Below are 25478 nucleotides of genomic sequence, written 5' to 3' on the forward strand. Positions count from 1 at the left end.
ATCATGATAAATTCAAAAATAAAAAAAGCGATAGTTCTGGGTTCGGGAGCGTTAAAAATCGGTGAGGCCGGTGAATTTGATTACTCTGGTTCGCAGGCACTGAAAGCGCTGAAAGAAGAAGGTGTGGAAACAGTCCTCATCAATCCGAACATTGCTACCATTCAAACTTCAGGGGAAATTGCAGATAAAATTTACTTTTTACCGGTTACGCCCTTTTTTGTAGAGGAAGTAATTAAAAAGGAAAAACCGCAGGGAATTTTACTGGCTTTTGGCGGACAAACTGCATTGAATTGCGGTGTAGCCCTTTTTCAATCAGGCGTTCTTGAAAAATACAATGTCGAGGTGGTCGGAACTCCGGTTCAATCGATTATCGATACCGAAGACCGGGATATTTTTCGTATAATGCTGGGTGAAATTAATGTAAAAACACCTCAAAGTATTGCCGCTGCCAACATGGCTGAAGCCAGGGTTGCGGCACAAAAAGTCGGATTCCCTATCATCATAAGGGCTGCTTACACATTGGGCGGACTGGGTAGTGGTTTTTGCGAAAATGAGGATGAACTGGAGAAACTGGCTTCCAAAGCATTTTCTTACTCTCCGCAAATTTTGGTGGAAGAATCCATAAAAGGCTGGAAAGAGGTGGAGTACGAAGTGGTGCGCGACCGGTTCGACAATTGCATTACCGTTTGTAACATGGAAAACTTCGACCCGCTGGGAATTCACACGGGGGAAAGTATTGTTGTGGCGCCGTCGCAAACCCTTTCCAATGCCGAATATCACAAACTCCGGGAGGTTTCTATAAAAATAATTCGCCGGGTGGGAGTTATTGGCGAATGTAATGTGCAGTTTGCCCTCGATCCGCATTCAGAAGATTACCGGGTGATTGAAGTGAATGCACGGCTTTCGCGTTCATCGGCACTGGCATCAAAGGCAACCGGTTATCCGCTGGCATTTGTAGCTGCCAAACTGGGATTGGGTTACGGATTGCACCAGTTGAAAAACTCGGTTACCAAAGTAACCACAGCTGCTTTTGAACCGGCACTGGACTACTGTGTGGTAAAAATTCCGCGTTGGGACCTCAACAAATTCATCGGGGTCTCCAAAAACATCGGAAGCTCTATGAAAAGTGTGGGCGAAATTATGGCCATCGGGCGTACTTTTGAAGAGGCTATTCAAAAGGGGATACGTATGGTTGGCCTGGGAATGCACGGTTTTGTGGGAAACAAAGAGGAAATCAATATTGAAGAAATTGAAGCGGAACTCACAAATCCGACTGATCGCCGAATTTTTGCCATTGCCGAAGCATTTAACAAAGAATTATCCATTGACGATATTTATGAAAAAACAAAGATAGACCGGTGGTTTTTGTATAGGCTGAAAAACATTCATAAAATTAAAACAGAACTGGAACGGGTAAATAAACTGGAGAATCTTCCAATTTATTTACTGAAACTTGCCAAACAGGCCGGATTCTCTGATTTTCAGATTGCTCGTTTGGTGCTTGAAAGTTCGAATAAAAACATTCAGGAAGATTTACTGAAAGTAAGGGAATTCAGAAAAAAACATGGCATTACCCCAGTAGTAAAACAAATTGACACCCTTGCCGGGGAATATCCGGCGCTTACCAATTATCTCTACCTGACTTACAACGGCAGCGAAAACGACATCGAATTCTTTAAAGACGACCTGTCGGTGATTGTGCTGGGTTCAGGCGCTTATCGCATTGGCAGCTCGGTGGAGTTCGACTGGTGCAGTGTAAATGCCATCGACGCCATTAAAAAGGAAAACTACCGCTCGGTAATGATAAATTACAACCCCGAGACAGTTAGTACCGATTACGATACCTGCGACCGGCTCTATTTTGATGAATTGACTTTTGAGCGGGTTTTGGATATTGTTGATTTGGAAAACCCGCACGGGGTAATTATTTCGATGGGTGGACAAATTCCCAACAATCTGGCCATGAAACTGCACAGTCAGAATGTGCCGGTACTTGGAACTTCGCCGGTAAAAATTGATAATGCCGAAGACCGCGAAAAATTTTCTTCGTTGCTCGATAAACTGAAAATAGACCAGCCGCGCTGGGCCAAACTTTCCACCTTCGAAGAAATTTACAAGTTTATTGACGAAGTGGGCTACCCGGTTCTAATTCGCCCGTCGTATGTGCTTTCGGGAGCGGCCATGAACGTGGTTTCAAATTCCGACCAACTGGAGCATTTTCTGGATATGGCTTCCAACGTTTCAAAAGAACACCCGGTGGTGGTTTCAGAATTTATTGAGGAAGCCAAGGAAATTGAAATTGATGCAGTAGCACGCGATGGCGAAATGGTTGCGTACGCTATTTCGGAACATGTGGAGTTTGCCGGAGTGCACTCGGGCGATGCCACCATAGTTTTTCCACCGCAAAAATTGTACGTGGAAACCATCCGGAGAATTAAAAGAATTGCACGGCAAATTGCAGAAGGACTTGAAATTACAGGACCTTTCAACATGCAATTCCTGGCGAAAGACAACGACATTAAAGTGATTGAATGCAACCTGAGGGCATCACGGAGTTTCCCGTTTGTTTCGAAGGTAATGAAACTGAACCTCATTGAAATTGCCACCAAAGTGATGCTTGGCGTGCCGGTTGAAAAACCCGACAAATCGTTGTTTGAGTTGGATTACGTGGGCGTGAAAGCACCGCAATTCTCCTTCGCCCGTTTGCTTAACGCCGACCCGGTACTTGGGGTGGATATGGCTTCAACCGGCGAAGTAGGCTGCATTGGCGAAAATTATTATGAAGCCATTTTGAAGGCGATGCTTTCGGTAGGCTACCGCATTCCAATAAAAAATATATTGATTTCTTCCGGTCCGTCGCGTTCGAAAATTGAATTGCTGAAAAGTGCACAAATGCTCGAGGCAAGGGGTTACAATTTATTTGCAACTGAGGGCACACACAAATTCTTCCACGAAAACGGGGTGAAAACTACTTTACTCCACTGGCCCGACGAAGAAGACAGGCATCCGAACACCATTGAGTACCTCAGGGATAAAAAAATTGATTTGCTGATAAATATTCCCAAAAATTATACGAAGCGGGAATTGAAAAACGGCTACCAAATTCGAAGAAATGCCATCGATTTTAATGTGCCGCTTATCACCAATGCGAGGGTGGCAAGTGCGTTTATTTATGGAATCTGTAAATATGATTTGAAGGACATCAGCATTAAAAGCTGGGACGAATACCAATAAAAAAAGAGGCTGTCTCAAAAGGACAGCCTCTTTAGTTTGTTTTAATTCCCATTTTATTTGTTCCAAACAGGCAATCGTCCCGGTGTCCACGGTGCGTTAATTTTATTCAATTCGGCTTCCAAAGCAGGAATATCCTGTTCTACAATTCGTTTCATGGCGTTCAGTACCGGTGGGAATTCTTCTTCCAGAATTTCAAATCCCTCTATTTGGGTGGTGGTTAATCCGCTGGTTGAACTGGCAGTAGCTCGCGTTACATGTCCCAGCCGATCGTAAAGCGGAACCTGCGCCGGCGGCACTTCTTCGCCACTGGCTTTGGCCGGTACGCCGTTCATTTTGAAGCTTAGCTCTTCCAGTTCTTCGCCTAAATCGCGGGCTTTGTTCATTAGTTGCTGACTGGCGCCGGATGTGGAATATATGGCTTCTTTAAAGTGTTCCACTTTCGAAATCAGTTCTTCTATAAGGCGGTTGCTGCCTACCATGGCAATAGCCAGTTTCCCTGCTTTTTCATTGAATTCCACGTTTTCGTTGTAATTTTCAGAAGGTAGCGTGGCCAGATTTAACTTTTGAACATTGAAATCCACCGGTCCGGCAAGTTCGGTCAATTCGCCTTCGTGCCAGAGTTTTAAATCTACTGAATATTTTCCGGGCAGTACAAGTATTCCATTGCTGCGGCCACTACCCGAAGTTGGATTAAAACTGTTATTTACCCGCACCGCTGTGGGCATGGAGTAGCGCAAATCCCAGTTGATGCGGTTTATCCCTTTTGAAGGCGATTGCGTAAGTTGACGCACCACATTTCCACCGGCATCGTACACAGTAAAAATAAGGTGTGAAGGTTCTGCTTTTTCTTCCAGTTGCATTTCGCGCCAGGTGGGTTGAGGAATGGGCTCACCTTTTTCAAACAGCTCTTTTTCTTTTTCCTTGCGAAGCTGTTTTTTTGTTTTCGGAACCTCTTTCATGTAATAGGTAAAAGTTGCACCAAATGATGGATTGGGCGCTTTGTAGTAAGTATCGCCCTGGTTGTCTTTATTGCTGGTCTGAATGAACATCAGTGCATCTTTTATATTGAAAAGATGAGCATCATTTTCCACCGTTTCGTGGCTGAGTTCGCGCAACGGACTGTAATCATCAAGAATGTAAAATCCGCGTCCAAAAGTGGCCAGCACCAGATCATTTTCGCGTTCCTGAATGGCGATGTCATAAACAGCAATGGTTGGTACGCCAGATTTTAATTGCACCCAGTTTTCGCCATTATCGATGGTGAAAAATGCGCCAAATTCAGTTCCAACGAAAAAGAGTTCAGGACGAATATGGTCCTGAATAATGGTGTGTACCGTGCCATTTTCGGGCAGGTCGCCGCTTATGCTTTGCCAGGTTTGTCCCTTGTTGGTGCTTTTTAAAACATACGGTTTAAAATCGTCGCGTTTCAGGTTGTTGAAGGTGGCATAAACTACATTTTCATCGAAACGGTCAGGCCAGATGTCGCTTACATAGGTGTATTCCGGCACGCCCGGAAACGACTTTGCCTGCGTCCAGGTTTCACCTCCGTTTTCAGTTACCGAAATTACGCCATCATCAGTACCGGCATAGATAAGTCCTTCTTTTACTGGCGATTCAGCAAGTGAAACGATGGTTCCCCAAAGTGAGGTTGATACATCTTTTACAACAGCATCTGCCGGCCAGTATTTTCCCATCACCGGGAAACTGTTGCGGTCAACCTGTGCGGTAAGGTCGTCGCTAATCACCTCCCAGGTGTCGCCCCGGTCGTCGCTGCGGAAAACTTTGTTGGCAGCATGGTAAATGCGTGTTCCCTTGTGCGGGCTTACAAACATGGGCGCATTCCAGTTCCATTTGTAGGTCAGTTCGCCTTTGCGTTCACGCGGTTTAATATTCACAGTTTGTCCGCTTTTTTTATCGTAGCGAAAAAGGTTACCGTACTGATATTCAGTATAAACGATGTCCGGATTATCAGGGTCGGTTGCAATCCAGAACCCGTCGCCGCCCATGGTAACATACCATTCGTCGTTAATAACACCATCGCGGGTAAGGTTGCGCGACGGGCCGCCCATGGTGTTGTTGTCCTGCGTTCCCCCATATACATTATAAAAAGGTTCAGCATTGTCCACATGCACCCTGTAAAACTGGGTTACCGGCAAATTTTCTTTAAAATCGAAAGTGGAACCTGCATCCCATGTCTCGTAAATTCCGCCGTCGCCACCAATAATGTAATGTTCTGTATCTGAAGGATCAATCCAAAGTGCGTGGTCGTCCACATGTCGTGTGCCTACAGGAATATTTGTCCAGGTTTTGCCTCCGTCGAGCGTGTATTTTGAAACGGTTTCCACCGAATATACTTTATTTACATCTGCCGGGTCGCAGTAAATTTCGTTGTAATACTGTCCGCTGGCGTTGTGATTACTCATCTTTTCCCAGCTCTCGCCTTTGTCGGTGGAGCGAAAAAAACCGCTTTTGTCTTCGGCCGCTTCTACAATTAAATAAACGTAATTGGGGTTTACCGGCGAAACATCGATTCCCATGCCGCCAATGTGCACCGATGGCAATCCTTTCATAATTTTACGCCAGGTTTCGCCATTGTCGGTCGATTTGTAAACAGCCGATTCCGGACCACCGCCAATTTTGGTGAAGTGGGTCCGCCGACGTTGTTCCGAGGTGGCATATAGAATATCCGGATTCGATGGGTCCATCACCACATTGTTTACTCCGGTGTTTTCACTAATTTCCAAAACTTTATTCCAGGTTTCGCCACCGTCGGTTGATTTGTAAAGCCCCCGGTCGCCGCCCGGTCCCCAGGCTGAACCTTCGGCAGCCACAAAAACCACATCGGAATTTCGCGGATCGATAACGATTCCCCCAATCTGGCGACTTTCTTTCAGTCCCATGTTTTTGAATGATTTGCCCCCGTCGAGCGATTTGTAAACTCCATCGCCGTAACCAAGCGCCCGCTGGTGATTGTTTTCGCCGGTTCCCACCCAAATTACATTATGGTTGTTTGGGTCCATTTTTACAACGCCAATGGAATAGGCGCCATATTTATCAAAAATGGGCTCCCAGGTGGTGCCGTTGTTGGTGGTTTTCCAAACGTTTCCGCTGGCAACGGCCACATAGTATTCTTTCGGATTATCGGGATTAACTGCAAAATCACCAATCCTTCCGCTAGCCCAGGCTGGCCCAATACTTCTGAATTTGAGTCCGTTAACCAGGCTGCTGGTAATTAATGTGTCGCCTTTTTCTTTGGTTTCTTCCTTCTTTTTTGCAAAAGTTACTGTCCCGGCTAAGATTAAGCTGGTCAGAATTAGTAAAGCTTTTCTCATAATTAGTATTAAGATTTTAATTTTTGATTTCCGTTGGAAAAATACAAAGATGAATAATAATTGAACAGGACAAAAATCACAAATTCTTTTTAACTGAAAAATGTAATATTGAGATATTTTAAATCCGAATCTTAATGTTTACTGCTTAAAGTTAAATTTTATTTCGACTTATGTTTAATATTGTATAAAAAATAATACTTTTTAGTCTGAATTATGTTTTTTAGAATGATTATATATTAGCAAAGTATGTCGTATAACACATGATGTAAAAGTTTGATTTATAACGGTTTGTAGGTTGTGTTAAAGAGTGAGACAGTAGCTTCAAATTTTTTATATTTGAATATGTAGATAATTAGATATTTTTGCAAAAATAATTGATAGTTGTCGACCAGATGGTCAAAAAATATTCAAATATATGTCCAATTCAAGACGCGATTTCATTAAAATCACTTCGTTAAGTGCCGCCGGGCTGGTGTTTGGTGGTCACTATGTACATTCGGCCATGCAGACGAAACGTATTCCGCTGGCTGGAGATGGTGGACCCTTGCGCACACCAACCTATTGCGAAGTGTGTTTCTGGCAATGTGCAGGCTGGGTTTATAAAAACGATGAAGGTCAGATTCAGAAGGTTATTGGAAATGACGATGATCAGAACTGCAACGGACGACTTTGTCCGCGGGGAACTGGAGGCGTTGGAATGTATTACGATGAAGACCGCCTTAAAACTCCTTTATTGAGAGTTAAGGGGCCTGATGGAAAACAAACCTATAAGGAAGTTTCGTGGGATGAAGCTTTCGATTTTATTGCTGAAAAACTTCAGCACATTAAAAAGGAACACGGTCCGGAATGTACCGCATTGTTTACACATGGTTCGGGAGGAAAATACTGGGGCGATTTACTGAAAGCATTTGGTTCCAATAATATTGCTGCTCCATCGTATTCACAGTGCCGCGGACCGCGCGAGGTAGCTTTTATAGCAACTTATGGCGAAGGCCTGAACTCTCCTGAACCACTCGATATCAGGGATACCCGGTGCCTGGTTCTTATTGGCTCGCATCTGGGCGAAAACATGCACAACGGGCAGGTACAGGAAATGTCGGACGCCATCGATAACGGAGCTTCCATTATTACGGTCGATCCGCGTTACTCCACGGCTGCAAGCAAATCGAAATTCTGGCTGCCCATTAAACCTGCCACTGATATCGCACTGCTGCTTTCCTGGATTCGGGAAATCATTAACAACGAATGGTACGACAAGCCATACGTGGAAAAATACACCTTCGGTTTTGAGGAGTTGAAAAACTACATTCAGCCATTCACTCCTGAATGGGCTTACGGAGTAACAACAATCAAACCCGATCAGATTCGTGAAAGTGCACGTGAAATGGCTAATGCAGCACCTTCAGTAATTATTCATCCGGGGCGACATGTAACCTGGTATGGCGACGATACTCAACGACTTCGTGCCGTTGCCATTTTGAATGCACTGCTTGGCTCCTGGGGCAGAAGAGGAGGGTATTATCTCCCTGATAAATTGAGCCTGCCTGATTATCCGCATCCTGAGTTTCCAAAAATAACCCGTACCTGGCGAGATGCTATGAACGGAAAGTATAAACTGGCCGATCTGGCGCTGGCTTCGGGTGTTTGCGATGCGACCATTCCGTCACCCGATCTCGATTGCAATATCAAAGGGTGGATTGTGAATGGCACCAACCTGATTATGACACTGCCTGACCAGAAAAAAACCATTGATGCCATTAATAACCTGGAACTGCTCGTGGTGGTGGATACCATGCCTATGGAAATTACTGGTTATGCTGATGTGGTGTTACCGGAGTGCACCTACATGGAACGGTGGGACGATTTGAGGGTTGCACCGGGCCGCACTCCGAGCATTGCTTTACGCATGCCGGCTGCTGAGCCTAAGTACAATTCAAAACCGGCCTACTGGATGGCCAAGGAAGTTTCAAAAAGACTGGGCCTGGAAGAATACTTTGCCTGGGAAACCTTCGAGGAAAAACTCGACTGGCAGTTGAAACAGGTAGGCTCGTCGCTCGAAGAGATGAAACGTATTGGCGTGAAAAATCTGCCACGCGAGTATGGCAATTTGTTTTATGCTGAAAATGAGGAGGTTGATTTTTATACCAACACAGGTAAAATTGAATTGTATTCAACCGCACTCGAAGCTGAAGGTTTTGACCCGTTTCCGGTTTACACACCGCACATGGAACCGCCCGAAGGTTATTATCACCTGAATTACGGACGCGCACCCATGCATACTTTTAGCCGCACGGCAAACAATCCGAACCTGACTGATTTGATGGATGAAAATACCGTTTGGGTTAATCCGAAAGTGGCCAAAGAGTGGGGACTGCAAAACGGTCAGCCGGTTTATTTGCAAAATCAGGATGGTGTGGTTGCCGACTTTCCGGTGAAAGTGCGTGTAACCGAACGTACCCGGTTTGATTCGGTTTACATTGTTCATGGTTTTGGCCATGCCGATAAAAAACTGAGCCGTGCTTACGGCAAGGGAGCCAGCGATTCCCAGTTAATAACCCGCGTGCTGATGGACCCCGTGATGGGTGGTACCGGCATGAGAGGAAATTTTGTAACATTTCTGTTTGAAAAAGAAAGCGAGGTGCAGTCATGAGATATGCAATGGCCATAGATACCAAAAAATGTGTGGGATGTTCCGATTGTGTGGTTGCCTGCCAAACCGAAAATGACGTACCCATCGGGTATTGCCGCGACTGGATTGTGGAAGTAACCGACGGAACCTATCCACAACTCGAAATTGAAATTCGTTCCGAACGGTGTAACCACTGCGAAAACTCACCGTGTGTAAGATGTTGCCCAACCGGGGCAAGCCACTACGAAGACGGTGGAATTGTTACTGTTACACACAATGAATGCATTGGCTGCGGAGCCTGTGTTGTTAGTTGTCCCTACGATGCGCGGTATTCTCACCCCGAAGGGTATGTAGATAAATGTACGTTTTGTCTGCACCGGATTAAAAAAGGTCAGCAGCCGGCATGTGTGGAAGTTTGTCCTACCAAATGCATGTATTTTGGCGATCTGGACGACCCCAATAGCGACGTTTCAAAAATGCTGAAAAAGCGTAAATACAAAACACTGATACCCGAAGCGGGTACAAAACCTCATGTGTATTATCTGATATAAAACCAGAAAAATGAGAGAAGAAATTATTATTTCGGGAAGATTGAATCCAAATATCGATCCCCACCTGGAAATCTGGCACTGGCACATTCCGCTCTACCTGTTTTTGGGCGGTCTGGCCGCCGGAATTCTGTTTTTCGCCAGTCTTTATACCGTTTTGGGCCAGGAAAACAAATTTCGTGGCGCTGTTCGCCGCGCACCCATCATTGTACCTTTTTTGCTGATTATTGGTTTGGCCGCTTTGTTTCTCGACCTGCGGCATAAACTTTATTTTTGGCAACTGTACACCACCATAAAAATTCAATCACCCATGTCGTGGGGCGCATGGACCCTGATGGCCGTTACGCCGCTCTCATTTGCGTGGGCAGCCATTCACATCCGCGAGTTTTTTCCCAAATGGGACTGGAAATTCTCCATTCTGAAAGAGTTGGAAAAATTTCTGGTCAGATACAAATTGTACATGGCCTGGATTATCCTGTTTTTTTCGGTTATTCTGGGAATTTACACCGGAATTTTGTTTTCGGCATTTAATGCCCGACCGCTCTGGAATACATCCATTCTGGGCCCCTTGTTTTTAACATCCGGGCTTTCAGCAGGCGCTGCGGTAATTATCCTTTTTTCGAAACGAAAAGGAGAACGAATCAATTTTGCCAAAATCGATATCATGCTTATTGGCATCGAACTCTTTTTAATCGTTCACATGTTTATGGGATTTCTGGCGAGCACCGAGGTTCAGATTGAAGCGGCCAACCTTTTTCTTGGCGGGCCATACACCGCGCCATTCTGGATTTTTGTAGTTGTTTTGGGAATGATTCTGCCGGCAGTGCTCGAATTTCTGGAGATTCGAAAATTTCATATTCCAACAGTTATTCCGGTGGTGCTGGTGCTGTTTGGCAGTTTAATGCTGCGTTTTATAATAGCCTACGCCGGCCAGATTAGCCGCTGGCTGTATTAATAATGTTTTAGAAGAAAAATCAAAAATCATTAACATCATAGTATTATGAAACAGAAGAAATACATGAATCCGTACCTCGGAGGCGTATTGCTTGGACTTGTTCTGATTGTTGCATTCTGGGTTTCGGGCAGGGGTCTTGGCGCCAGTGGTGCTGCCAAAAGTGCCATTGTTGCAGGGGTAAAAACTGTTGCGCCTGCACATATTGAGAAATCGGTATTTTACAGCGATTACATGGAAACCCACCCCAATCCATTAAGTGAATGGCTGGTATTTCAAATGTTGGGTGTAATAGTTGGTGGCTTTGTGTCAGGTGCCATTGCCGGACGGTTAAAATTTAAGGTTGAAAAATCACCGAAAATCACCAACAAAACCCGAATCATTTTTGCCGTTTTAGGTGGGATTTTCTTTGGATTTGGTTCGCAACTGGGACGCGGTTGTACCAGCGGTTCGGCACTAACAGGCATGGCTGTGCTTTCACTCAGCGGCTTTTTGTCCATGGCAGCCATTTTCGGAACCGCCTTCGCGCTGGCGTACTTTGCCCGCAAATTATGGATTTAATTTTCTAATTATTAATCAATTATCATTTAAAAAATGGGACCATTAATTGTAAACGAAATAATTTCACAGAATACCAACCTGTTTCTGGCATTTGTCATCGGAATCGGGTTCGGTTTTGTGCTTGAAGCCAACGGTTTTTCTTCCAGCCGACGATTGGCTGGCATGTTTTACGGCTACGACACCACTGTTTTAAAAGTTTTCTTCACGGCAGCCATTGTTGGCTCAGTCGGACTGTTGTTTATGAGTCTTTTCAAATGGATTGACCTGAGTTACATTTACATCAACCCGACTTACCTTTGGTCCACACTGGGTGGCGGTGTGATTATGGGGGCCGGATTTATTCTGGGCGGCTACTGCCCCGGAACCTCTTTTTGCGCGGCTTCCATCGGAAAACTCGATGCATTGGCGTTTATTGGCGGAATGTTCATCGGCATTTTTATTTTTGCCGAAGGTTATCCGTTATGGGAAAACTTTTACAATGCCAAATTTCTGGGAGCTCCATTGTTAAGCGATTATTTCGGCGCATCACGCGGGTTATTAACCTTTTTAGTTATTTTGGTGGCGCTCGGAATGTTCTGGGTTGGCGAATGGGCCGAGAAAAAATTTGCACGCGAAGATTATAAAATGAATCAATAGGTTAAAAGTGAACTAAAATTTAATAAATTTGTTGAAAATCAAAATAATACAATAAGATGAAAGCACGATTAATACTGGCATCAACTTTAATTCCATTGGGATTAATTATTGCAGCTGTGCCTGAAAATACCACAAAACCTTACAAATTAACAGCCGATGAGTTACTGGAAGAGGTGAAAAGCGGAACACAGTTTATTGGCCCCGACCAGGTTGCCGACATGGTGATTTCCAACGACCCGTCGTTGCAACTGATTGACGTGAGAAGCGCAGCGGAATACGAAAAGTTTAACCTGCCCAATTCCATCAACATTCCACTGGTGGATATTCTGAATCCCGAGTGGGAAGAGTACATCAACCAGGATGTAAATTTGAATGTGTTTTACTCCAACGGCACAAACGATGCTAACCAGGCGTGGATGATTACCCGCCAGCTTGGCTACAAAAACAATTACGTTTTGCAGGGCGGTTTAAACTACTGGGCTGAAACGGTTTTGAATCCTGAAGCGCCGGCCAGTACAAGTCCTAACGAAGAAATTTTAAAGTACAATTTACGCAAAGGCGCCGGAATGGCCCTGGGTGGCGAAGCGGCTGAAACCGCACCTGCCATTGGATCACCCAGCACACCAAAACCTCCGGTGCAGAAAAGAGCAACCAAAAAACCTGTGCAGGGAGGTTGCTGATGTGTAATTGAAATATTTGTATTTGTTCTCCGAGTTTATTTTCCTAAACTTGTAAGGCAAGGAATTTAAACCGACGGGATGGGCCGGAAACAGCAAATCCTCCCGAGTTCAGCAGTTGTTGGAATGAATTGGAAAGGAGAAATCTGAATGGAATTTGGAGTCATTTTTTACATTTTAATTTTTGTGACCGCTGTGTTGTACTCTTCGGTAGGACACGGCGGCGCCAGTGGTTATCTGGCCATCATGGCACTGTTTGCAGTTTCTCCCGAAAACATGCGGGCATCGGCTCTGATTCTGAATCTTTTTGTTGCCGGCATTTCGTTTTATTCCTACTTCAAAGGAGGGTTTTTCAGACTGAAACTGCTTTTTCCTTTTATTTTGCTTTCCATTCCCATGTCGTTTTTGGGAGCACGCCTGCAGATTAATCCCGACGTTTATAAAATGATTCTGGGCATATTTTTACTTTTCGCCATTGGCCGAATGCTTTTTGTAGCCAAAAAACCCGAAAGTACCCGGCCGGTAAAAATCCTGTTTGCACTGACAATCGGGGCTTTTCTGGGATTCTTCTCGGGAATGATTGGCATTGGCGGCGGTATTATTTTAAGCCCGATTCTTTTACTGCTTCGGTGGACTACCATAAAAGAGACTGCAGCTATTTCGGCCATTTTTATTTTTTTGAATTCTGCGGCTGGTATATCAGGTCTCGCTTCCAAAGGAGTTTTGAATCCGGTACCTGAGATTTACCTCCTGATTGCGCTGGGCATTGCCGGAAGTGTAATCGGTTCGCATTTGGGAAGGGTCAAACTGACGTCCTTCAAACTTACTTACCTGCTTGCTGCTGTGCTGCTTTTTGCCAGTTTTAAACTGATTTATTTTTAACCATGGAAGTCACAGCAATCATACTGGCAGGAGGTAAAAGTTCACGAATGGGGCGCGAAAAAGGCCTTGCCGGGTTTAACGGAAAACCGTTGGTGCAATCCGCAATCGATGTCTGCAAACAAATTACTTCTGAAATTTTTATCAGCACTGGAAATGCAGATTACAGTCGCTTTGGTTTTCCGCTCATTCCAGATAATTTCAGGGAACACGGGCCCATTGGCGGAATTGAGGCCGGATTGACTGCCGCCAAAACTTCCGGAATTCTTGTTTGTCCGTGTGACATGCCGGGAATCAGCCTGGAGATTTTAAAACGTATTTTACATCAAACCGAAGGGAAAAGGGCTGTGGTTGCTGCTTCCGTTCAGGGAAAAGTTTTTCCCGTGCTGGGATGGTACAGCAAAACGGCGTTGTCGGTTGTTCAAAAACAGATTGAAAAGGGCGATTTTAAACTGATGGCACTGCTCAATGAACTTCAGGCCGAAACTGTGGTAGTGGCTGATGACGAAGCGCTTTTAAATATAAACTATCCGCATGATTTGAAATGATACAGAAACCCAACATATTGCTTGTAGCTGGTACCGGACGGAATATTGGAAAAACCATTACGGTTTGCCGGATTATCGCCCGTCTTGCGCAAGAACACGAGCCGGTTGGCGTTAAAATTTCACCTCATTTTCACGAATTGGATGGAGACCCGAAATATCTCTTTCAGTCAGAAAATTTTGTGATTGTTGAAGAGAAAAACATTTCCCGGAAAGACAGTTCACGGATGTTGCAGGCCGGGGCTAAAACGGTGTATTACGTTCAGTGTAAACCCGGTTATTTAGCCGGCGCAATGGATTATTTGCTTCCATTGCTGGGTTCTGAATCGCCTGTAACTGTTGAGTCGGGCGGATTGTACGATATCCTGGAACCCGGGCTGTTGATTTTCATCACGGGTAAAGAAGTGAAAAAAAATTTTCTTTTCAGGTCCGAAACTCGTGTTTTGCATTTGAATGCTGAAGATGTACAGCAATTTACAGGAGAAAATATTCATTTTATTAACGGAAAAATTGCAATCGATGCTTGAATATAAAACTGCGCTTGATTTAATTCTTTCAACGGCTCAACCGCTGTCAGCCGAAAAAGTTGAACTGCAAAAATCACTGAAACGGGTTTTGGCAGAGGATATTTTTCACGACATGGACATGCCGCCCTTTAACAAATCGGCAATGGACGGCTTTGCCTGCCGGCGGGAAGATTTGCACAACGAGCTGGAAATCATTGAAACCATTTATGCCGGCAAACTGCCCGAAAAAAAGCTGCAGAAAAATCAGGGTTATAAAATAATGACAGGAGCTGTGGTTCCAGAAGGCGCCGATGTGGTATTTAAAAAAGAAGATGCCGAATTGATTGGTATCAACAAGGTGATTTGCAGAAATCCGGGAACCCGAAATAACATTTGTTACCGCGGCGAAGACATTAGAACCGGGGAAAAAATTCTTGGAAAAGGTACATTGATTGCACCGAAGCATCTGCCGGCGCTGGCCGGAGCAGGAATTACCCATCCCATGGTTTTACGGCGACCTTTAGTTACGGTTTTTGCTACCGGCACCGAGTTAGTAGAACCTGGTGAAAAACCATTGTCGTTTCAGATTCGCAATTCCAATTCAGCACAACTGATTGGCCAGATTTCGGAATTAAATATTCAAGCCGGTTACGGCGGAATCATTAGCGATGAAGAATCTCTGCTGGCTGAAAAACTATCCGGAGCGCTGAATTTCAGTGATGTTGTGATGCTTACCGGTGGTGTTTCGGTTGGCGATTTCGACCTGATTCCCGAAATTCTTGCAAAACTTGATTATGAAATTCTGGTCACTGCCACTGCAATTAAACCTGGCAAACCAATGGTTTTTGCTCGTAAAGGGGAAAAGTATTGTTTAGGTTTGTCGGGAAACCCGGTGTCGTCGTTCGTGCAGTTTGAGCTGTATGCAAAACCATTTTTGTACGCTCTGATGGGATACAATTTTCAACCTGAAATATTAAAATTACCTTTGGGAACAGCATTGAAATGGAGAAAACAGGACCGGCTGAATTTTATTCCGGTAAACATTACTTCCGAAATGGAAGTTTTACCGGTGGAGTTTCATGGTTCTGCACACATCAATGCATTGAGCAATGCAACCCATTTGATGGAGATACACAAAGGCGTTGAGAAAATTGAAAAAGGGGAATTGGTAAATGTTCGACCGATATAACAGAAATATTACCTATTTGCGCATTTCGGTTACCGACCGTTGTAACCTGCGTTGTGTTTACTGCATGCCTGCAGGGGGAATTCAACTGCTTAAAAAAGAAGAGATTCTGAGTCTCGAAGAGATTGCAGAAGTGGTAAAAGTTGGTGCAGAACTGGGCATAAAAAAAGTGCGCCTGACCGGCGGTGAACCATTGGTGCGAAAAGGTGTAACAGACCTGGTTGCCATGATTTCTGCAATTGACGGAATTGAAGAGGTTACCATGACAACCAACGGCGTTTTGCTTTCCAAATATGCGGCAGGTCTGAAAGAAGCGGGGCTTAGCCGCGTGAACATCAGTCTCGATTCGGTTTCATCCGAAAAGTATTCTAAAATTACGCGGGGCGGAAAATTGCAAGATGTTTTTACAGGAATTCGTGCAGCCCAAAAGGCCGGATTAACACCCATCAAAATAAATGCGGTAAAACTCAAAAACGAAAACAATGAGCAATTTGATGAAATCAGGAAATTTGCTGCTGATGAAGAACTTAAGCTGAGATTTATTACCCAAATGGATTTGAGAACCGGCGAATTTTCGCAGGTTGAAGGCGGGGAAGGCGGAAACTGTGTGATTTGCAACCGGCTTCGGCTGACGGCAAACGGGATGATTAAGCCCTGTCTGTTCAGCAACAAAGAGTACAACATCAGAGAATACGGAATTAAAGAAGCATTTTTACTGGCACTGAACGCTAAACCCAAAGAGGGAGCAGTGAACAGCAATGGCAGCTTTTACAACATCGGAGGATAATATGGCAGAAAAATTTTCACATTTGAACGAAAGGGGAGAGGCAAGCATGGTGGATGTAGGTGCAAAACCAGACCAGCAGCGTGAAGCCAAAGCTTCGGGAAAAATATTTCTTCAGCCCAAAACGCTGGAACTCATAAAAAGCAATTCCATTGAAAAAGGCGATATTTTTTCGGTGGCGCGTATTGCCGGAATTCAGGCGGCAAAAAACACATTCAACCTCATTCCGCTCTGTCACCAGTTGCAGCTGACCAAAATTGCAGTGGATTTTTCGGTGGAAGACGATGGCATCCGGGTTTTATCGTTGGCAAAATGCACCGGAAAAACCGGTGTGGAAATGGAAGCACTTACAGCGGTAAATGTAGCACTGCTAACTATTTACGACATGTGCAAGGCGGTGGATAAACAAATGACAATGGGCGAAATTAAACTGGTGGAGAAACATAAAAAATGACGCAGGTAAAAATAAAATCACTGAATCTTTCCGAAAAGAAAGGCACAATAAAAGTGCCTGTTAATGCGGTTGAAATAACCGAAACCGGCCTAAAAAACGATGCACATGCAGGCCACTGGCACCGCCAGGTGAGTATGCTGGGCTTGGAAAGTCTGAAAAAGGCGGAGGAACAAAATAGCCGGGCATTCCAATTTGGCGATTTTGGCGAAAACATTACCACCGAAGGACTGGAGCTGCACAAAACCAATATTCTCGACCGGTTTGTGTCGGGCAATGTTATTTTGGAAGTAACCCAGATTGGCAAAAAGTGCCACAAAGGTTGCGAAATCATGAAAATTACGGGGAATTGCATTATGCCCATCGAAGGAATTTTCTGCCGGGTGATACAAACCGGAAAACTACAGGTGAACGATGAGTTGACCTATATTCCGCGTAAAATTAAAATTTCGGTGATTACGCTGAGTGACAGGGCTTATAATGGCATTTACAAAGATAAAAGTGGACCCCATGCCGCCAAAATGCTAAAAGACTTTTTTGCCGGGAACAACAGGCCGGTTCAACTGGAAAAAGTAATAATTCCCGATGATGAAACCATGCTGCAAAAAGCGATTCAGAAAGCGGTGCACGAAAATGCTGACATCGTGGTAACCACCGGTGGAACCGGCATCGGAAGCCGCGACATCACTCCCGATGTTGTTCAAAAAATGCTTGATAAGGAAATTCCGGGAATTATGGAGCTCATCCGGTATAAATACGGTTCGGCAAAACCCAATGCGCTGTTAAGCCGCAGCATTGCCGGGGTGATTAAACAATCGTTGGTTTATGTGCTGCCCGGCAGCGTTGGCGCTGTGAATGAATACCTGACAGAAATTACACCAACCCTGGAGCACTCACTGCGCATGATAAACAACATCGATTCGCATTAGATCTTAAGTTGAAATTGTTACTTTCTGTTTTAAGCTGTTCAGTTGGTGGGCAGCTTTTTTTCTTGAAAATTTGGAGGTTCAAAAACTTTATTTTTTGTGATTTGATATATTTTATTTTGAGTATATGTCGTAAAACATATATAATTAAATCATTGAATATAAATATTATATTCTATTTTGGTATAAAAAATAAAGTGTAATATTATGTTTTTATATTGACATATGTGTATATTTGTATGATTTTTTTGAAATAAAATGACAAGGTGTATCTAAAAACATTCAGGAATGAAACGAACAATTTTAACGGTAATTTTATCTGTTATTGCAATTCTGGTATTAATCAATCTGTTTAATACCGAAGATGAATATTACAACCTGAAACTGGAAGAGTTAAAACAAGAGTACGCTATTAAACCGGTTTCTTCCATCAATCACAGTCTGTTGCCCCAGCTTCAGCGCGAATTTGCCACACCGCAGGAAGTAACCGAATCTTGCATTGGTTGCCATACCGAACGGCACAAGGAAGTGATGAATTCGGCTCACTGGAACTGGGAGCGGGTTTCATACGTGGAAGGCCGCGGACTGGCTGCTGCCGGAAAAAAAAATGTACTAAACAATTTTTGTCTGGGTGCGCAGTCGAACGAATTGGCCTGTGCAAAATGCCACATCGGCTACGGAATGACCAACGACCATTACGATTATAACAACGCACGAAATGTGGATTGCATGGTTTGTCACGACAACAGCGACCTTTATTTGAAAGGTGCTTCAACAGCAGGCTATCCGGACCGTGAGGTAAACCTGACTTTGGTTGCCCAAAGTGTTGGTACTCCTGATAAGATTAACTGCGGCAGTTGCCATTTTTACAGCGGAGGTGGAAATAATGTGAAACATGGTGATTTGGAAGCCGCCCAACTGGCCTGCGATCGCGAAGTGGATGTGCACATGGCAGCCAACGGAATGAACATGTCTTGCGTGGAATGCCATGCCGGCGAAAACCATCAGATTAAAGGACGGCTTTATTCCGTATCGTCAACCAATACCAACCGGGCAACATGCGAACAGTGCCACACTTCAACACCTCATTTCGATGATATTCTCAACCGGCATAATGCAAAGGTTTCGTGCCAGGCTTGCCACATTCCTGAATATGCCAAAGTAAATCCAACAAAAATGGCATGGTACTGGTCCGATGCCGGGAAATTACGGAACGGAGAACCTTTTCAGGAGTTCAACAGCGACAGTACTCAGGAGTACCAATCCATAAAAGGTTCGTTTACCTGGGCTAAAAATGTTAAACCGGATTACATCTGGTTTAATGGCACAGCCGATCACTATTTGCTGGGCGATACCATCAAATCTGTTCCGGTACAGATGAATACATTGTTTGGCTCGCACGAGGACCCGGAATCAAAAATTTTCCCTGTTAAAATTCACCTGGGCGACCAGATTTACGACAAAAAATACAACATTCTGATACAGCCCAAGGTATTTGCAGAAAACAAGGGTGACAGCGCCTACTGGAAAGATTTCAACTGGGAAACGGCCTCAGCAGCAGGAATGAAAAGGGTTGGCCTCCCCTTCAGCGGGGAATACGGCTTTGTGGAAACGGAAATGTATTGGCCCATTAACCACATGGTGGCGCCTAAAGAGCATACTGTTGGATGTGCCGAATGTCATACCCGTAGCGATGACGGGCGTTTAGCCTCACTTGCAGGCTTTTATTTGCCGGGCCGCGATTACAATAAACCGCTTGATTTTCTGGGTACGCTGATGTTTTTTGGTGCACTTGCCGGAGTTATAGTTCATGCTGCAATACGAATTTTGATCTCCATTCGCCGGAAAGAGTATGATACAGATATTATTGATTACCAAAATAAAACCGGAATAAAAGAATAAAGTATGAAACACGTATATGTTTATAAAGGTTTTGAACGCTTTTGGCACTGGACACAAGCGTCACTGATTATATTTCTGGCTTTTACCGGATTCGAGGTTCACGGAACTTTTGATATTTTGGGATTTGAACATGCAGCACGTTTCCACCGTCTTGCCTCGTGGATGCTCATTGGTTTGATTGTTTTTGCCATTTTCTGGCACGTGGTTACAGGCGAATGGCGACAATACATTCCCACAACAAAAAAACTAGCTGAGCAAATCCGGTTTTATAGCGTTGGCATGTTTAAAGGTGAAAAACATCCTACCAAAAAAACCGAAGTTAAAAAGCTGAATCCGTTGCAAAGATTGGTTTACCTCGGTTTTAAACTGGTGTTAATTCCTGTAACTGTAATTTCAGGAATCATTTATATGTTTCACAAAACCATAGACAGGAACGATATTGTTGTTGTCAGCGAATTTTCACTCGAAAGCGTTGCTTTCTGGCACACACTTGGAGCATTTTTATTGATGGTTTTCCTTGTGATTCATGTATATATGACCACAACCGGGCATACGCCAACTTCAAACATACAGGCCATGATTACCGGCTACGAAGATTTGGAAGAGGAAGAAGATGAACCGGTATTAAGCGAGGCCATGCAAAAACAGTAAATTCAGAATTTCAGCATAAAAAAAACAACACAATGAAAACAACAGAATCCATAAAACCAAAGCCTTATATGAATCCATACCTGGCAGGCTTTCTGCTTGGTTTGGTTTTGCTTGCAACCATTTACATTACCGGGCGCGGACTTGGCGCCAGCGGGGCATTTAAAAGTGTGGTAATTGCTTCGGTTGAAACCGTTGCTCCGAAACATGCTGAAAACACAGCCTACTATACAGATTTTAAGGCCGAAAATCCTGAAGGACCCTGGAAAAACTTTCTGGTTTTTGAAGTTTTTGGTGTGCTGGTGGGCGCATTCTTTTCGGGAGTGCTGGCTAACCGTACCGGTCTTAAACTGGAAAAAGGTCCGCGGGTTACCAACGGTGTACGTATTGCCGGAGCTATTTTGGGCGGAGCACTTTTTGGTTACGGCTCGCAATTGGGCCGCGGCTGTACAAGCGGTTCGGCACTAAGCGGAATGGCGGTGCTTTCGCTGGGCGGAATTTTGACCATGCTGGCCATTTTTGGCGGAGCTTATGCGTTGGCTTATTTTTTCAGAAAACTTTGGTTAAAATAGAACAAAATGGGACCATTAGTACCTTTTATTATAAGTGAAGAATTTAGTTTGGTAATTGCTTTCTTTTTAGGCATCGCCTTTGGATTTATTCTCGAACAAGCCGGTTTCTCGTCTACAAAAAAACTGGTTGGCCTTTTTTATGGCTACGATTTTACCGTATTGCGTGTATTTTTCACTGCCGGAATTACAGCCATGGCCGGTGTGCTTTTAATGGGGCATTACGGAATACTCGATTTGAGTGTCATTTATGTGAATCCCACATTCCTGAAATCGGCACTTTTAGGCGGAGTGATTATGGGCGCCGGATTTATTATTGGAGGTTTTTGCCCGGGAACCAGTGTTTGTGCTCTGGCCATAGGCAAGCTCGATGCGCTGGCTTTCGTTTTTGGAGCCATTCTGGGTGTATGGGGATTTATAGAATCTTTTCCTTTGGTTGAAAACCTTTACAATGCCAATAATATGGGAATGCTTCGTATTTCCGATTATCTGGGAATGTCAAACATTACATTTGGATTTTTGCTGGCTTTTATTGCTGTTGGAGCTTTTGTAGCCACCTGGTTTATCGAAAATAAAGTGAATAACCGCGAATCGAAAATTGAACCGGCAAAAAGAAATCGTTATGCACTGGCAGCAGCATCAGTTTTTGTTGTGCTTGCAGTGGTTGCTTTTTTACCCGGCAAACAGGATATTATAAACATGCGGATTGCCGAGGCCAAACGCCAGCAAATCTGTGTGTTTAAAGAAATTCCCGCCGATAAACTAGCCGACGAAATTGTAAATCATTATTATGCGTTAAATATAATTGATGTTCGTTCGCCCGAAGAGTTTGAAAAATTTCACTTGCCCATGGCCATCAATATTCCTTTTGAAAATATGATGGAGCGGCAGTATGAACCGCTTTTCAGGCAACGGATTAAAACCAACGTTTTTTATGCCGACGGCGACACGTTGGTTCGTATGGCTTGTTTGAAGGCAAAATATATTGGCAATTCAGAAAATTTGATTATGCGCGAAAGTGCCGGTGAATTTCAGAAAATGTTTTATCTGGCTAAAGCGCCACCACCCGAAGCGCCCAAAAACGAATTGCAGGCTTATGTTTTTCGCACCGAATCTGCCCGAAAAATGGATAATCTGGTTGAAGCGCTGAAAAATATTGGCGCTCCGGTTAAACGCGAAGTGGTTCAGGTAAAAGGTGGCTGCTGAACCAATTTTAACGGAAATAAAAAAAGCTGCTCATTCGGTTTTAGCCGTGAGCAGCTTTTTTTGTTTCTTTTTCGGTACTTTTGTGGTTTATAAAAATTGAGGAGTATGTCAAAAATTCTTGTTATCGACGACGAACGCAGCATTCGAAATACATTAAAAGATATTCTGGAATACGAAAAATACGAGGTCGATTTGGCCGAAGACGGTAAAAAGGGCCTCGAAATGGTGAAGCAAACCGAGTACGATATTATTCTGTGTGATATTAAAATGCCCGGGATGGATGGCATCGAAGTACTGGAACAACTGAATATTATGGCGCCCGATTCGCCAGTGGTGATGATTTCTGGGCACGGAAATATTGATACTGCGGTGGAATCTATTAAAAAAGGCGCCTACGATTTTATTGAAAAACCACTGGATTTAAACCGGTTGCTGATTACTATCCGCAATGCCATGGACAAATCAACTTTGGTGAATGAAACCAAAATTCTGAAAAAGAAAGTCAGCAAGAAATTTGAAATTATAGGGGACTCGAAGGCAATAAAAAAGGTGACAGAAATGGCCGATCGTGTGGCACCAACAGATGCGCGTGTTTTAATTACCGGCGCCAACGGTACAGGAAAAGAACTTGTTGCCCGGCGCATTCACGATCAGAGCAACCGTGCTTCGGGCCCTTTTGTGGAAGTAAACTGTGCGGCAATCCCATCTGAACTGATTGAAAGTGAATTGTTTGGCCACGAGAAAGGTTCGTTTACCTCGGCAGTAAAACAAAGGATAGGAAAATTTGAACAGGCCAATAAAGGAACCCTTTTTCTCGACGAAATTGGGGATATGAGTCTTTCGGCTCAGGCTAAAGTGCTGCGTGCCCTGCAGGAAAACGTTATTACACGGGTTGGTGGCGACAAGCACATTAAAGTGGATGTGCGTGTGGTGGCTGCTACCAACAAAAACATTTCAGACGAGATTGAAAAAGGAAGGTTTCGGGAAGATTTATACCACCGCTTAAGTGTAATATTAATTCATGTACCTTCGCTGAACGAACGTTTGGAAGACATTCCTCTGCTCGCCAATCATTTTGTAACCCTTATTTGCAATGAATATGGCATGCCCGAAAAAACGGTTACTGACGATGCAATTAAAGAACTGCAAAAAATAACCTGGACTGGCAATATCCGCGAATTTCGAAATGTGATTGAGCGGCTTATTATTTTATGCGACAGGCAAATTACGGGCGAAGATGTTCAGAAATTTGCTGCACCCCTGAAGTAGAATTTTAATTTAGGCTATTCAGGAGTTTCCCATTCATCATTTTCCTTGTCCTGAATGTACGTTTCAATATGACGGTCGTATTTTACTTCGTAAATATCTTTAATGGTAACAATGATGCCTGTTTCCAAAACACCGCCAAACTTTTCATTCATGGCTGTGCCAAAAGTTTTCATCGAGGGTGACAGGTTCATGTAGGCATTTATAAGTGGCGGAACATTCTCACCAAACTGGCGAACAGACTGCACAAGAATTCTGTAATCTTCTTTATAGTCATTCCCGGTAAAAAGAGCATTCATTTCATTTTCGTCGTAATCAAATTCCACCGGGTTTTTCGGATAGACCAGGTTTTCTTTGTCACGGAAGTATTTCTTGAAAAAATATTGAATCAGATTTCGGGCAATGCTGTGAAAGTGCTGATACATAGTTACTTTTCCGAAAAAATATTTGATTTCAGAATGATCGACGGTCAATGCGCCCAACCCGTCCCAAAGATTATCGAGCGCAAATAGGGCTTTGGCCCCAGCCTTGCTCGATTGATAAGCTGGTTGAACAAAAGAGCGTCCCAGTTCCAGTGTGTGCGGAAGAAATTCTTTAATAAACCGTTCAGACAAATTAAAAAGCCTTGATGTAGCCATTTGTATTTCACCATTTTCGTCAACTGGCGCTTCCGAACACAGGATATAACGGTACCCGCCCAAAATTTCCCGGGCGTCCGGGTCCCAAACAATTAATTGTTTATATGGATTATCTGAAATGTCGAAGTTGTCAATATCCGTTTCCTTTCCGGTACCTCCACCAGCATCTCTAAAGGTAATCTCTCGTAAACGCCCTATTTCATGCATTAAAGCAGGCGAATCGTGATGTGAAATCACATAAATTTCATTTCCACCTTTGTTGGTTTTGCGCAGCATCTTATTGGGTGTCAGTTCGGCTATGATCTGTTCCTTCGGAAGTGGTGCAACAATTTCTTTCATTAGTTATAATTTAAATGAAACGGTGTGCAAAATTAACAAAATTGATGAACGGTGATATTGAACGGCCTATTAATTTGTAATTTCAACACGAACGGGCAATTGATAAACTTTTTCTTTTACCCACTCTGCCCATTGCTGGTGTGTTTTGGTTCTGTTGAATACTGTCCAGGGAATGGGCTTTCCAAAATAAATGTGTACATCGGTATTCTGATGTCTCATGGTTTCATCGGGCAGAAAAAACATTTCAAGGTTCCATTTTATTTTCAGAAATTTTCTGATGTTGGCAATACGGTAAAAACGGTTGCTGTTCCGCCCGCTGACAAATACCGGAATAACATCACGTTTATACTGAATAGCTTTTGTAATGAAATGTTTCTTCCATTCCAAATCTGTAATTTTTCCTTTTATTTTTCTGGAGGCCAATCCTGAAGGGAAAATCAGAATCTGAACATCGGAAAGATAGGCTTCGGAGAGAATTCGGGCAACCTCACGACTGTGCCCGCCATGTTTGTTTACCGGTATAAAAAGCGGTTTTAATTGTGGAATATTCATTAGAATATCATTGGATAAAAATCGGGGTTTCCCTAATTTTTCATCCACAGTTTTAAGCAAAAGCATACCATCGAAACCACCCAGTGGATGGTTGCTGGCGAAAATGAATTTGCCCGAATCCGGTACGTTTTCCAGGCCATGAAGGTAAAGTTTTACATTGAATTCTTCAACAACCTTGTTGATAAAAGCAACTCCTTTCAGGTGACCGTTTTGCTCCAGTAGGTCATTCACAAAATCGATGTGCATAATCCGGTTAAAGTACCGGTAAACAAAGCCAGGTATTAAACGAGCCAGCCCCGGACTTTTAGAGGCAAATACCTCACGAATATCTATAGGTTTGAATGGAACAATTTTTCCCTCTTCATCTGTCATTTCACTTCAAATCAATAAAATTCAGGTACAAAATAAAACGATTCGGGAAACATTTGAAGCTTTTACCATAAAAATATTTTTTGGTTGAGCTAAAACCTGAGTTTAAGTATTTCTTTTTAACCGCTTTGAACAAGGTTTTT

22 protein-coding genes and 1 riboswitch are annotated in these 25478 nt (G+C 43.7%); of the genes, 19 read left to right on the forward strand and 3 right to left on the reverse strand.

Features of this window, described 5'->3' with window-relative positions; translation table 11 throughout:
* The first annotated feature begins 3 nt into the window (after positions 1-3).
* A complete protein-coding gene (gene carB, locus ACESMA_RS03785; RefSeq protein WP_372947436.1) occupies positions 4-3234 on the forward strand; it encodes a carbamoyl-phosphate synthase (glutamine-hydrolyzing) large subunit in 3231 nt (1076 codons plus the stop codon).
* A gap of 53 nt (positions 3235-3287) precedes the next feature.
* Here carB and ACESMA_RS03790 read toward each other — a convergent pair whose 3' ends face one another.
* Positions 3288-6566, reverse strand: coding sequence for a VPS10 domain-containing protein (locus ACESMA_RS03790; RefSeq protein WP_372947437.1), 3279 nt, complete (start codon positions 6564-6566; stop codon positions 3288-3290).
* Between the two features lie 415 nt (positions 6567-6981).
* On the opposite strand from ACESMA_RS03790, the gene ACESMA_RS03795 reads away from it, so the two are divergent.
* From ACESMA_RS03795 to ACESMA_RS03880, 18 genes are all read left to right on the forward strand, one after another.
* Positions 6982-9216, forward strand: a complete 2235-nt coding sequence (locus ACESMA_RS03795) for a molybdopterin-dependent oxidoreductase (protein WP_372947438.1) — start codon at positions 6982-6984, stop codon at positions 9214-9216.
* Positions 9213-9746 (forward strand): 4Fe-4S dicluster domain-containing protein, encoded by a 534-nt coding sequence (locus ACESMA_RS03800; RefSeq protein WP_372947439.1) that lies wholly within the window; start codon positions 9213-9215, stop codon positions 9744-9746. Before ACESMA_RS03795 ends, ACESMA_RS03800 begins: the two co-directional genes overlap by 4 nt.
* 10 nt (positions 9747-9756) lie before the next feature.
* Entirely contained in the window at positions 9757-10698 is a 942-nt protein-coding gene (nrfD, locus tag ACESMA_RS03805; RefSeq protein WP_372947440.1) for an NrfD/PsrC family molybdoenzyme membrane anchor subunit, read from the forward strand.
* A 45-nt stretch (positions 10699-10743) separates the two neighbouring features.
* On the forward strand, positions 10744-11256 hold the full coding sequence (locus ACESMA_RS03810) for a YeeE/YedE thiosulfate transporter family protein (RefSeq protein ID WP_372947441.1): 513 nt from the start codon (positions 10744-10746) through the stop codon (positions 11254-11256).
* 33 nt (positions 11257-11289) lie between these two features.
* The gene (locus tag ACESMA_RS03815) at positions 11290-11892 is read left to right on the forward strand and encodes a YeeE/YedE thiosulfate transporter family protein (protein ID WP_372947442.1); all 603 of its coding nucleotides are present in this window, start codon (positions 11290-11292) and stop codon (positions 11890-11892) included.
* 56 nt (positions 11893-11948) lie between these two features.
* Positions 11949-12572 carry a rhodanese-like domain-containing protein gene (locus tag ACESMA_RS03820; RefSeq protein WP_372947443.1) on the forward strand — a complete coding sequence of 208 codons (624 nt, stop codon included), beginning with the start codon at positions 11949-11951 and terminating at the stop codon, positions 12570-12572.
* A 15-nt stretch (positions 12573-12587) separates the two neighbouring features.
* Positions 12588-12727, forward strand: a riboswitch (molybdenum cofactor riboswitch).
* A complete protein-coding gene (locus ACESMA_RS03825) occupies positions 12720-13451 on the forward strand; it encodes a sulfite exporter TauE/SafE family protein (RefSeq protein ID WP_372947444.1) in 732 nt (243 codons plus the stop codon). Its footprint overlaps the riboswitch before it by 8 nt.
* A 2-nt stretch (positions 13452-13453) precedes the next feature.
* Positions 13454-13996, forward strand: coding sequence for a molybdenum cofactor guanylyltransferase (locus ACESMA_RS03830; RefSeq protein ID WP_372947445.1), 543 nt, complete (start codon positions 13454-13456; stop codon positions 13994-13996).
* Positions 13993-14520, forward strand: coding sequence for a hypothetical protein (locus ACESMA_RS03835; protein WP_372947446.1), 528 nt, complete (start codon positions 13993-13995; stop codon positions 14518-14520). Before ACESMA_RS03830 ends, ACESMA_RS03835 begins: the two co-directional genes overlap by 4 nt.
* Positions 14513-15688, forward strand: coding sequence for a molybdopterin molybdotransferase MoeA (locus ACESMA_RS03840; RefSeq protein WP_372947447.1), 1176 nt, complete (start codon positions 14513-14515; stop codon positions 15686-15688). Before ACESMA_RS03835 ends, ACESMA_RS03840 begins: the two co-directional genes overlap by 8 nt.
* Complete coding sequence (locus ACESMA_RS03845; RefSeq protein WP_372947448.1) at positions 15672-16472, forward strand: GTP 3',8-cyclase MoaA; 801 nt, start codon at positions 15672-15674, stop codon at positions 16470-16472. The genes ACESMA_RS03840 and ACESMA_RS03845 overlap by 17 nt, the downstream gene beginning before the upstream one ends.
* A complete protein-coding gene (gene moaC, locus ACESMA_RS03850; protein WP_372947449.1) occupies positions 16444-16923 on the forward strand; it encodes a cyclic pyranopterin monophosphate synthase MoaC in 480 nt (159 codons plus the stop codon). Before ACESMA_RS03845 ends, moaC begins: the two co-directional genes overlap by 29 nt.
* On the forward strand, positions 16920-17849 hold the full coding sequence (locus tag ACESMA_RS03855; protein WP_372947450.1) for a molybdenum cofactor synthesis domain-containing protein: 930 nt from the start codon (positions 16920-16922) through the stop codon (positions 17847-17849). The genes moaC and ACESMA_RS03855 overlap by 4 nt, the downstream gene beginning before the upstream one ends.
* A 285-nt stretch (positions 17850-18134) precedes the next feature.
* Positions 18135-19748, forward strand: coding sequence for a tetrathionate reductase family octaheme c-type cytochrome (locus tag ACESMA_RS03860; RefSeq protein WP_372947451.1), 1614 nt, complete (start codon positions 18135-18137; stop codon positions 19746-19748).
* A 3-nt stretch (positions 19749-19751) separates the two neighbouring features.
* Positions 19752-20399, forward strand: coding sequence for a cytochrome b/b6 domain-containing protein (locus ACESMA_RS03865; protein ID WP_372947452.1), 648 nt, complete (start codon positions 19752-19754; stop codon positions 20397-20399).
* Positions 20400-20431: 32 nt separating this feature from the next.
* Positions 20432-20968 carry a YeeE/YedE thiosulfate transporter family protein gene (locus ACESMA_RS03870; RefSeq protein ID WP_372947453.1) on the forward strand — a complete coding sequence of 179 codons (537 nt, stop codon included), beginning with the start codon at positions 20432-20434 and terminating at the stop codon, positions 20966-20968.
* Positions 20969-20974: 6 nt separating this feature from the next.
* Positions 20975-22171: a YeeE/YedE thiosulfate transporter family protein gene (locus tag ACESMA_RS03875; RefSeq protein ID WP_372947454.1), complete on the forward strand. Its 1197-nt coding sequence runs from the start codon at positions 20975-20977 to the stop codon at positions 22169-22171.
* Positions 22172-22276: 105 nt separating this feature from the next.
* On the forward strand, positions 22277-23440 hold the full coding sequence (locus tag ACESMA_RS03880; RefSeq protein ID WP_372947455.1) for a sigma-54-dependent transcriptional regulator: 1164 nt from the start codon (positions 22277-22279) through the stop codon (positions 23438-23440).
* A gap of 14 nt (positions 23441-23454) precedes the next feature.
* Here the strand turns inward: ACESMA_RS03880 and ACESMA_RS03885 are convergent, their stop codons facing one another.
* Positions 23455-24414: a GNAT family N-acetyltransferase gene (locus ACESMA_RS03885; protein WP_372947456.1), complete on the reverse strand. Its 960-nt coding sequence runs from the start codon at positions 24412-24414 to the stop codon at positions 23455-23457.
* 69 nt (positions 24415-24483) lie between these two features.
* A complete protein-coding gene (locus ACESMA_RS03890) occupies positions 24484-25338 on the reverse strand; it encodes a 1-acyl-sn-glycerol-3-phosphate acyltransferase (RefSeq protein WP_372947457.1) in 855 nt (284 codons plus the stop codon).
* Positions 25339-25478 lie beyond the last annotated feature (140 nt).

This window comes from Mariniphaga sp. (assembly GCF_041687215.1).
Lineage (GTDB): Bacteria > Bacteroidota > Bacteroidia > Bacteroidales > Prolixibacteraceae > Mariniphaga.